This is a genomic window from Helicobacter pylori (genome assembly GCF_003636935.1).
Taxonomy (GTDB): domain Bacteria; phylum Campylobacterota; class Campylobacteria; order Campylobacterales; family Helicobacteraceae; genus Helicobacter; species Helicobacter pylori_CH.
Map to the genome: position 1 here is coordinate 41,750 of NZ_MVVH01000012.1, position 9,700 is coordinate 51,449.

The window sequence follows — 9,700 nt, forward strand, 5'->3', positions numbered from 1 at the left end:
TTGCGAGCGTCTTAATCTGAAATGGGTAAAAAATCAAAGCCCCTTTTTAGAGCTTATATTAATCCCATCGTAATCAAGTTCTCAAAAATTTATTAAGAAAATCAATTCAAAACAAGAGTTTAGAGTCATTAAGCCCTAACTTTCAAAGCTTCTAAAGCATGTTTTTTGCCAATTTCAAAGGCTTTTTTGTTCGTTTCAGCGACTTTTGCAGGGACTTTTTTAAGCATGGTGTCTAGCACGATATTTTCTTCTACGCATTTAGTCAGCTCCACGGTAATGGCTAGCGCCACCACAGATTGCGTGATAATGTTACCCACTTCATCTTTAGCGATACTAATGATAGGGATTTTATAAAGCTGATACTTTTCTTCATCTTCTTTAGTGGGGGTTACTAGATTGGGATCAATGACAACGATACCGCCTTTTTTAATATCGCTTTTAAACTGGTTGTAGCTGATTTGAGCGACTGAAAGCATGAAATCAATCTCGCCTTCTTTAGCATAAGGGAAAATGATTTCATCTTTATCTAGCAAAATATCCACTTTAGTGGGCCCTCCACGCACTTGCGAAGTGTAGGTGGAAGTCTTAGTGCCATAGCCCCCACTCACAATTTTCGCTTCAGCTAAAATCTCTCCCGCTAACAACACGCCTTGCCCTCCAACGCCCGTAAATCGTAATTGCGCTTCCATTATTGTTTTCCTTGTGCTTTTTCAATGATTTCTTGATACGCTTCGCAATATTCTTTCCTGTCCGTGTCATGCTTTAAAACGCCTGTAGGGAATTTATCCACCCTTTCTTCAGGACTCATGGCTTCAAACTGGCGTTTGCTCACTAATCGGCTTTCCATCCATTTTAACATTTGAGACGCTTCGCCCATTTTATTCTTACGCCCTAAATTGATATGGCAATTGCTATGGACATCAAAGAAGCTAAAGCCCTTGTGTGTAAAACCTTCTTTAAGCACTTTTTCTAATTTTTGAGGGTCTAAAACGCTCTCTCTAGCCACAAAACTCGCCCCGGCAGCGGTGGTTAAAGCGCATGGGTCAAATTGGTTGTCAATATTCCCCCATTGAGCCGTAACCGTCCACATGCCATTAGGCGTGGTGGGTGAAGTTTGGGAGTTGGTCAAACCATAAATGAAATTATTCACTAAAATAAAATTCAAATCAATGTTTCTTCTGCATGCATGCATGGTGTGATTGCCTCCAATCGCAAAGCCATCGCCATCGCCAGAAACCACGATCACATGCTTACTAGGGTTAGCCAGTTTAATCCCTGTCGCATACGCTACAGCCCTGCCATGCGTGGTATGAACGGTGTTGCAATTCACATACGAGCTCATGCGTCCGCTGCAACCAATCCCGCTCACCAAACACACATCATCCATTTTCCAACCTAAAGCGTCAATCGTGCGGATAATGGATTTTAAAATCACGCCATCGCCACAGCCCCAACACCACAAAGTGGGTATTTTATCCACACGCAAATATTCATCATAATTAAACGCCATTTTAAAGCTCCTTCAATTTTGCGATGATTTGTTTAGGCGAAATCGTGCGCCCATTGGCTTGCCCAAGGAAATGCACCTCTCTTTGCATAGCCCTCTCAACCTCTTCTAAATACTGCCCCTTATTCAATTCAATCACAAGGATTTTTTCGTATTTTTCCCCTATTTCTTTCAAGCGTTTAGCTGGGCTTGGCCATAAGGTTTTAGGCCTGAAAAAGCCGACTTTTTGCTTGCTTTCCTTATTGTAATCTTTCAAGGCTTCTTTAACCGCTAGAGAAACCGAACCATAAGCGATGATAACGATTTCAGCACCCTCTAAATCCATTTCCTCATTTTCGTTGATAATGTCTTGCTTGGATTCAATCTTATGGAATAATCTGTCAATCAAATCCCCACCGATTTTGGCGTCTTCAGTAGGAAAGCCAATAGGCCCATGGTGCAAGCCTGAAACATGGTAGCGATAACCTTTAAAGAAAGGGTTTAAAACAGCCGGCTCATCCTGCGCGACTCCATAAGGCTTGTAGTCTTTTTTATCGCCCACAAATTCCTTACGATTAATCGTCATTTTTTGCACTTCTTCTAAATCCGGGATTTGCACCTTGCCATACATATGCCCCACGGTTTCATCCATGAGTAAGAATACAGGAGTCATGAGCATTTCAGCCAAGTTAAACGCGCGAACGGTCTCTGTGTAAGCTTCTTCCAAACTAGCAGGAGCGAGCGCGACGGCTTTAAAATCCCCATGTATGGGGTGTCTTAAAAAATTCACATCGCCTTGAGCCACACGAGTGGGCATTCCGGTTGATGGGCCTGAACGCATCACATCAGCGATCACTAAAGGGATTTCTGCCATGAAAGAATAACCGATTTGCTCCACTTTCAATGAAATACCAGGACCAGAGCTTGCAGTCATAGACTTCGTCCCGCTCATGCTCGCTCCTAAAGACACGCTAATCCCGCTGATTTCATCTTCCATTTGGATAAAATGGCCGCCACATTTGGGCAGAGCCACGCTCATCGCATGCATAATATCCGAGCTTGGCGTGATAGGATAGCCTCCAAAAAACCGACACCCCACTTCAATCGCCGCTTTAGCGACTAATTCATTCCCATCAGAAATAATCTCACGCATTACTTGCCTCTCCCTTCTAAAATAGTCTCTTCTAAGAGCATGTATTTATTGGCCTTAACCTTTTCGCTTCTTTCTTGGGCTTCTTTAGAAACTTTAGCGAATTTGAAATCCTTCTTGTCAGCCACATAAATCGCAAAATCTGGGCAGTGCAACTCGCATTGCACGCAACCGATACAACTCTCTGGATAGGCTACTTTGGCCACTTTTCCAAGCACCCTTTCTTTTTCAATCCCCATGCCAAGAACCCCAGCAGGGCATACCGATACGCAAATATCACAACCCTTACACCTGTCTTCATTCACCCAAACGGCAACCCCATCTGGAGCGCTCATTTTAGCCATTCATTCTCCTTTGTGCTAAAAGCTGTTTTAAGCCCTAGCAATCAAAATTTGCCTAAAATTGTAGCAAGCCTTTTTTAATAAAATCTAAAATGCTTTAATAGTAAGAACTTAAAATTAAAATGAGAAAATATTAAACACTTTTTACTTAATTTGGGAGAAAAAACGCCCCCATTTACCTTAATCTTAAAAATGATTATTAGAAAGATTAATGTTTTTTAAATGCTCTTTATAAGTCGCGCTGAAAGCATGTTTTTTATCCGGCATTTTCACAAAATACAAGAAATCCGTTTTTTTAGGGAAAATCACGGCTCTAATCGCTTCTAGGCTCACGCTCCCTACAGGATTTTTAGGCAAGCCCTTAAATTTATAGGTATTGTAGGGGGTGTTATCGGTTTTAATGCGCTCTTTGGTCACTTTAGCGTGTGAAAATTCCTGATAATTCAAAGCCCCATCCATTTGTAAAGGCATGCCTTTTTTCAAGCGGTTAAAAATCACGCTCGCAATCAAGGGCATTTCTTCAGTATTAGCGGCTTCTTTTTGCACAATAGAAGCGAGAATGATTTTTTCAAACCACTCTTCTTTATGGTAATATCCAAGCCATTGTTTGCTTAAAGCTTCGTGTTTTTTGAGAGATTGGCCGATTAGGGTTTGCATGATTTTAAAAGCGTCCTCCCCTAAAGGCAAATGATAAGTGTCTGGCCATATCACCCCATCTTCTATCACAGCGCCATCCAATCGTGGAGCGATGCTTTCATAAGCTTGATTGAGATCGCTTGTTTCTAGTTGGTAAGTCTCGCTCAAAATCTGCGTGAAAAAATAGCGGGTTTCTCCAGGGATTAGAGTTGTGCTTTTATACGCCGCTTTCGCCTTAATCAAACGGACTAAAAAATCCCCCTTCCTTAAAGCCCCATCGCCCATGTCAATATAACCTTTTTTAGGCATGCCCATCAGGCGCAACAAAAGCAAATCCAAAGCGTTAATATCCACGCCCTGATCTTTTAAAGAAAAAAACACTTTTTTGAGCGAACCTTGCGGGACAACCACCACTTTGTTAGGATAAATTGGTATACTTAAATAAAAAAGAATACTAATGAATAAAAGAAAACATGTATCCAAGAAAGTATTTAACGTCATTATCTTGTTTGTGGTAGTATTCGCTATTCTAGTCGTCATTCACAAAACCCTTTCAAACGGCATTCACATACAAAATTTAAAAATCGGGAAGCTTGGCATTTCTGAATTATACTTAAAACTCAATAACAAGCTTTCTTTAGAAGTTGAACGCATTGATCTCTCTTCTTTCTTCCATCAAAAACCCACTAAAAAGCATTTAGAAGTTTCTGATTTGATTAAAAATATCCGTTATGGCATTTGGGCGGTGTCTTATTTTGAAAAACTTAAGGTCAAAGAAATCATTTTAGATGATAAAAGCAAAGCCAATATCTTTTTTGACGGGAACAAATACGAGTTGGAATTTCCAGGAATCAAAGGGGAATTTTCCTTAGAAGATGATAAAAATATCAAGCTTAAAATCATCAATCTGCTTTTTAAAGATATTAAAGTCCAAGTGGATGGCAACGCCCACTATTCACCCAAAGCTAGGAAGATGGCGTTTAATTTGATTGTCAAGCCTTTAATTGAACCCAGCGCTGCAATTTATTTGCAAGGGCTAACCGATTTAAAAACCATAGAATTAAAAATCAACACTTCTCCAATGAAAAGCCTAGCGTTTTTAAAACCCCTTTTCCAACGCCAATCGCAAAAAAATTTAAAAACATGGATTTTTGATAAAATCCAATTTTCTAGCTTTAAAATTGATAACGCTTTAATTAAAGCTAATTTCACTCCCAGCGAGTTTGTCCCATCGCTTTTGGAAAATTCTGTAGTTAAAGCCACTTTGATTAAACCTTCAGTCGTTTTCAATGATGGCTTATCGCCCATTAAAATGGATAAAACCGAATTGATTTTCAAAAACAAACAACTCCTCATACAGCCTCAAAAAATCACTTATGAAACCATGGAATTAACCGGTTCTTACGCCACTTTTTCCAATTTGTTAGAAGCCCCTAAGTTGGAGATTTTTTTAAAAACAACCCCCAATTATTATGGCGATACCATTAAGGATTTATTGAGCGCTTATAAAGTCGTTTTACCTTTGGATAAAATCAGCACGCCATCTAGTGCGGATTTGAAACTCACCTTGCAATTTCTAAAAAACACCGCCCCACTATTTAGCGTTCAGGGCAATGTCAATTTGCAAGAAGGCACTTTTTCACTCTATAATATCCCCCTTTATACGCAAAATGCTAGCGTAAGCTTAGATATTACCCAAGAATACCAATACATTTACATAGAAACTACCCACACGCGCTATGAAAACATGCTGGATTTAGACGCTAAGATCGCTTTAGATTTGAATAAAAAAATCCTCTCTTTAGATTCTTTAGTCCATAAAATACGATTCAACACTAACAATAACATCAACATGCGTTCTTATGGCTTGAATAACGACCAAGATAACCCACAGCCTACTAAATTTTCTTTAGATTTAAAAAGCTTGCATTCTATTATTCAAGAGGGTGAAAACTCAGAGGTGTTTAGAAGAAAGATCATAGACACCATTAAAGCCCAAAGTGAAGATAAATTCACTAAAGATGTTTTTTACGCTACAGGAGACACTCTTAAAAACCTTTCTTTGAATTTTGATTTTTCTAACCCCGACCACATGCAATGGAGCGTGCCGCAACTCTTATTAGAGGGCGAATTTAAAGATAACGCCTATGTTTTTAGAATCAAAGATTTGAAAAAAATCAAGCCCTATTCCCCTATTATGAAATATTTCGCCTTAGAAGATGGCTCTTTAGAAGTTTCTACGAGCGATTTTATTAATATTGATTTTTTCGCTAAGGATTTGAAAATCACTTTACCCATCTATCATAGCAACGGCAGTCAATTTAATTCCCTCTCTTTATTTGGCTCTATTAATAAAGATGAAATTTCTGTCTATACTCCAAGCAAAAGCATATCCATAAAAGTTAAAGGGGATCAAAAGGATATTACCCTTAATAATATTGACTTGAGTATTGATGATTTTTTAGATAGCAAGATGCCAGCTATTGCGGGATTATTCTCCAAAGAACGCAAAGAAAAGCCTAGCTCTAAAGAAGTCCAAGATGAAGATATTTTCATTAGCGCCAAACAACGCTACGAAAAAGCCCACAAAATTATCCCTATTTCTACACGCATCCATGCTAGAGATGTCGTGCTGATCTATAAAAAAATGCCTTTTCCTTTAGAAAATCTTGACATTGTCGCTCAAGACGATAGAGTGAAAATTGATGGCAATTATAAAAACGCCATGATCATGGCGGATTTAGTGCATGGGGCTTTGTATCTTAAGGCCCATAATTTTAGCGGGGATTATATCAATACCATCCTCCAAAAAGATTTCATAGAAGGGGGCTTGTTCACGCTTATTGGGGCTCTTGAAGATCAGGTTTTCAATGGCGAATTGAAATTCCAAAACACAAGCTTAAAGAATTTCGCCCTCATGCAAAACATGATCAATCTCATCAACACCATTCCCTCCCTCATTGTCTTTAGGAACCCTCATTTAGGGGCTAATGGCTATCAAATCAAAAAGGGGTCTGTTGTTTTTGGGATCACTAAAGAATATTTAGGGTTAGAAAAAATTGATCTTATCGGCAAAACGCTTGATATTGCTGGCAATGGGATCATTGAATTAGACAAAAACAAATTGGATTTGAATTTAGAAGTTTCCACTATCAAGGCTTTGAGTAATGTCTTAAATAAAATCCCTATTGTGGGCTATCTTGTCTTAGGAAAAGGAGGTAAAATCACCACTAATGTGAATGTCAAAGGCACGTTGGATAAGCCCAAAACTCAAGTAACTTTAGCATCAGATATTATCCAAGCACCTTTTAAAATCTTGCGCCGTATTTTCACGCCTATTGACATCATCGTGGATGAAGTCAAAAAAAACATTGATTCAAAAAGGAAGTAAAATGACGCTCAATGAAGCCATTAAAGACAAAGTTTATGAAATTATAGAAATCACCAATTGCGATGAAGCCCTTAAAAAACGCTTCCTCTCTTTTGGTATCCATGAAGGGGTTCAATGCACCCTTTTGCATTATTCCATGAAAAAAGCCACGCTTTCGGTTAAAATCAATCATATTCAAGTGGCTTTAAGATCCCATGAGGCGCAATACCTTGTTATCAAAGAAAGCGTGTAAAATGAGTGTGAAACGCGCTAAAATACGCCAAAAAGCCCAACAAATCAAAGAACTGCTCTTAAAACATTACCCCAACCAAACCACCGAATTGCACCATAAAAACCCCTATGAATTATTAGTGGCTACCATTTTAAGCGCCCAATGCACGGACGCTAGAGTGAATAAAATAACGCCCAAGTTATTTGAAAAATACCCGAGCGTGAATGATTTAGCGCTCGCTTCTTTAGAAGAAGTTAAAGAAATCATCCAATCCGTTTCTTATTTTAACAACAAAAGCAAGCATTTAATCAGCATGGCACAAAAAGTGGTTAGGGATTTTAAGGGCGTTATCCCCTCTACGCAAAAAGAATTGATGAGTTTAGATGGCGTGGGGCAAAAAACCGCTAATGTGGTGCTTTCAGTGTGCTTTGATGCAAATTATCTAGCCGTAGATACCCATGTGTTTCGTGCAACGCACCGCTTAGGCTTAAGCAACGCTAAAACGCCCATTAAAACCGAAGAAGAACTCAGTGATCTGTTTAAAGACAACCTATCCCAACTCCACCATGCCTTAATCTTGTTTGGCCGCTACACCTGCAAGGCTAAAAACCCCTTGTGCGGTGCGTGTTTTTTAACAGAATTTTGCATTTCTAAAGCTCGCTTTAAAGCGTAATGGCTTTATTTGTTATAAAATTTATAGTAAAATTAAGATTTTATAATCAAAGTCAAATCATTCTTGAAAGAGTAGAGTTTAATGCCAGAAACAGAATCTAATAAGTTAAAAATAGCCGAAAAAGAAAAAGAGAAAGCGAATAAAGAAAGGGAATTGGAGCTTTCCACTTATTTAGAAGAACTCATTTGCGATTATAAAAACCTTTTAGACATGGAGATTGTTTTTAGCGCAGAACTTGGCTCTACGCAAATCCCTTTATTGCAAATTTTGCGTTTTGAAAAAGGCTCTGTGATTGATTTGCAAAAACCCGCCGGAGAGAGCGTGGATACTTTTGTGAACGGGCGGGTGATCGGTAAGGGTGAGGTGATGGTTTTTGAAAGGAATTTAGCCATTCGTTTGAATGAAATCCTTGATTCTAACGCCATTGTGTATTATCTCGCTAAAAATTCATGAGATTGTTGTTCTTGTTATTGAGTGCTGCTTTGATGTTACTAGCTGAAGAAAAAATACCTTTGAATGATGACGCCCCCATTAAACTCATTCATTGGCAAAATATTTTAAAAGAAGTCCAACCTGATTCAAACGCTTCAGCAACACCACCCATAAAAGCCGTGCAAACCACGCTCACTTTTGAAACGCCTTTTAACAAAACGCCTAAAATCATGGAAGTTGAAGGGCAAAAAGTGATCGTTTTGAAAAACGCTAAACTGGATTCTAAAAAAATGATGGATTTTAAAGAAGCCTCTTTGAATGCCTTAGAAATGTTTTCCTACCAAAATGACATCTACCTCTTGTCTAAAAAAGCTAATATGGAATTAGAAATCCAAGCTTCAAACAGCAAGGATAAAAAGCAACTCCGCTTTCTTTTTTTGCCTAAAGGTTTTCATTTAGCCCCACCGCCTAGCCTTAAAGAAAAGTCTCAGCAAACTAACCTTACACAAAAAGACACCAACGAGCAACCCCAAAGTCCCTTAAACACTTTAGAGTTAAAACCCCCACTAGATTTAAGCCATGCTTATAAAGCGCTAGCGGTTATTGTTGCCTTACTCTTAATATTGTATATAATCAAAAAAAAAATTGTTCCTGCACAAGGGTCTTTTTCTGCAAAAGATTTTAAGTTAGAAATTAGTGTTTTGGGTCGTGTTGGTGCGAACTATAAAATCATTTCAATAGAAACTAATAAGGAGCGTTACTTGGTCTTACTAAGCGATAAATACGGCCTGCTTTTAGACAAAATAAGCCCAAAAACATCTAAAGAAGAACTGATTAAAGAAGCTGAAAATAATATAAAGAATTCAAAATTAGGAAATTTATATGCCGGAAAATTCTAAATTACAATCTGTTAAGTTAGGGAAAAATTTTGACCCTGTGGATCATTCTAACAGGAATTTTTTCTTTTCTCTCATTCTGTCTGTATTGTTGCATTGGTTGATTTATTTTTTATTTGAACACAGAGAAGATTTTTTTCCTTCAAAACCCAAGCTTGTTAAATTGAATCCTGAAAATTTATTGGTTTTAAAAAGAGGCCATTCGCAAGATCCCAGTAAAAACACCCCGGGCGCTCCTAAACCCACGCTGGCTGGCCCCCAAAAACCCCCCACCCCCGTCTCCTATACACATCTCCGAGCCCACCAGACGCTACGCCACCTCGTATGCCTTCTTCTGCTTGCAAAAAAAAAAAAAAAAAAACAAAAAAACCTAAACAATGAGACACACACAGACAACATCGACAACCAGCTCCTACGCACATAACAACAGCATACACAACAGGAAAAGTACAGACACTACACAAAGACGCAATCAGTAAAAAAG

10 protein-coding genes and 1 pseudogene are annotated in these 9,700 nt (G+C 38.5%); 6 read left to right on the top strand and 5 right to left on the bottom strand.

The annotated features are described in order from the left end of the window. Positions 1-128 precede the first annotated feature (128 nt). The 5 genes from EAL87_RS06820 to mltG form a co-directional block, all read right to left on the bottom strand. The gene (locus tag EAL87_RS06820) at positions 129-689 is read right to left on the bottom strand and encodes a 2-oxoglutarate:acceptor oxidoreductase subunit OorC (RefSeq protein WP_042630114.1); all 561 of its coding nucleotides are present in this window, start codon (positions 687-689) and stop codon (positions 129-131) included. After that, positions 689-1,510: a 2-oxoglutarate ferredoxin oxidoreductase subunit beta gene (locus tag EAL87_RS06825; protein ID WP_000885307.1), complete on the bottom strand. Its 822-nt coding sequence runs from the start codon at positions 1,508-1,510 to the stop codon at positions 689-691. The genes EAL87_RS06820 and EAL87_RS06825 overlap by 1 nt, the downstream gene beginning before the upstream one ends. A gap of 1 nt (position 1,511) precedes the next feature. After that, complete coding sequence (locus EAL87_RS06830; protein WP_120913922.1) at positions 1,512-2,639, bottom strand: 2-oxoglutarate synthase subunit alpha; 1,128 nt, start codon at positions 2,637-2,639, stop codon at positions 1,512-1,514. After that, positions 2,639-2,980, bottom strand: a complete 342-nt coding sequence (locus EAL87_RS06835; RefSeq protein ID WP_077641745.1) for a 4Fe-4S dicluster domain-containing protein — start codon at positions 2,978-2,980, stop codon at positions 2,639-2,641. Before EAL87_RS06835 ends, EAL87_RS06830 begins: the two co-directional genes overlap by 1 nt. A gap of 183 nt (positions 2,981-3,163) precedes the next feature. Then, on the bottom strand, positions 3,164-4,153 hold the full coding sequence (mltG, locus tag EAL87_RS06840) for an endolytic transglycosylase MltG (RefSeq protein ID WP_120913924.1): 990 nt from the start codon (positions 4,151-4,153) through the stop codon (positions 3,164-3,166). Positions 4,154-4,694: 541 nt separating this feature from the next. Here mltG and EAL87_RS08460 point away from each other — a divergent pair. The 6 genes and pseudogenes from EAL87_RS08460 to EAL87_RS06870 all read left to right on the top strand — a co-directional run. Continuing rightward, entirely contained in the window at positions 4,695-7,004 is a 2,310-nt protein-coding gene (locus EAL87_RS08460) for a YhdP family protein (RefSeq protein ID WP_488782843.1), read from the top strand. 1 nt (position 7,005) lies between these two features. Further along, positions 7,006-7,236 (top strand): FeoA family protein, encoded by a 231-nt coding sequence (locus EAL87_RS06850; RefSeq protein WP_120913928.1) that lies wholly within the window; start codon positions 7,006-7,008, stop codon positions 7,234-7,236. A gap of 1 nt (position 7,237) precedes the next feature. Next, positions 7,238-7,888 carry an endonuclease III gene (gene nth, locus EAL87_RS06855; RefSeq protein WP_120913930.1) on the top strand — a complete coding sequence of 217 codons (651 nt, stop codon included), beginning with the start codon at positions 7,238-7,240 and terminating at the stop codon, positions 7,886-7,888. An 81-nt stretch (positions 7,889-7,969) separates the two neighbouring features. Further along, complete coding sequence (gene fliN, locus EAL87_RS06860) at positions 7,970-8,341, top strand: flagellar motor switch protein FliN (RefSeq protein ID WP_001115291.1); 372 nt, start codon at positions 7,970-7,972, stop codon at positions 8,339-8,341. Next, positions 8,338-9,219, top strand: coding sequence for a hypothetical protein (locus EAL87_RS06865; RefSeq protein ID WP_120913932.1), 882 nt, complete (start codon positions 8,338-8,340; stop codon positions 9,217-9,219). Before fliN ends, EAL87_RS06865 begins: the two co-directional genes overlap by 4 nt. Next, a pseudogene (locus EAL87_RS06870) lies at positions 9,203-9,591 on the top strand (siderophore-mediated iron transporter); the annotation flags it as partial. The gene EAL87_RS06865 and the pseudogene EAL87_RS06870, both read left to right, overlap by 17 nt. Between the last annotated feature and the right edge of the window lie 109 nt (positions 9,592-9,700).

Coding starts and splice junctions, on each gene's coding strand:
- EAL87_RS06820 (WP_042630114.1), bottom strand. CDS start 689: ATGGAAGCGCAATTACGATTTACGGGCGTTGGAGGGCAAGGCGTGTTG.
- EAL87_RS06835 (WP_077641745.1), bottom strand. CDS start 2,980: ATGGCTAAAATGAGCGCTCCAGATGGGGTTGCCGTTTGGGTGAATGAA.
- mltG (WP_120913924.1), bottom strand. CDS start 4,153: ATGACGACTAGAATAGCGAATACTACCACAAACAAGATAATGACGTTA.
- EAL87_RS06865 (WP_120913932.1), top strand. CDS start 8,338: ATGAGATTGTTGTTCTTGTTATTGAGTGCTGCTTTGATGTTACTAGCT.
- EAL87_RS08460 (WP_488782843.1), top strand. CDS start 4,695: ATGAAAAGCCTAGCGTTTTTAAAACCCCTTTTCCAACGCCAATCGCAA.
- EAL87_RS06830 (WP_120913922.1), bottom strand. CDS start 2,639: ATGCGTGAGATTATTTCTGATGGGAATGAATTAGTCGCTAAAGCGGCG.
- fliN (WP_001115291.1), top strand. CDS start 7,970: ATGCCAGAAACAGAATCTAATAAGTTAAAAATAGCCGAAAAAGAAAAA.
- nth (WP_120913930.1), top strand. CDS start 7,238: ATGAGTGTGAAACGCGCTAAAATACGCCAAAAAGCCCAACAAATCAAA.
- EAL87_RS06850 (WP_120913928.1), top strand. CDS start 7,006: ATGACGCTCAATGAAGCCATTAAAGACAAAGTTTATGAAATTATAGAA.
- EAL87_RS06825 (WP_000885307.1), bottom strand. CDS start 1,510: ATGGCGTTTAATTATGATGAATATTTGCGTGTGGATAAAATACCCACT.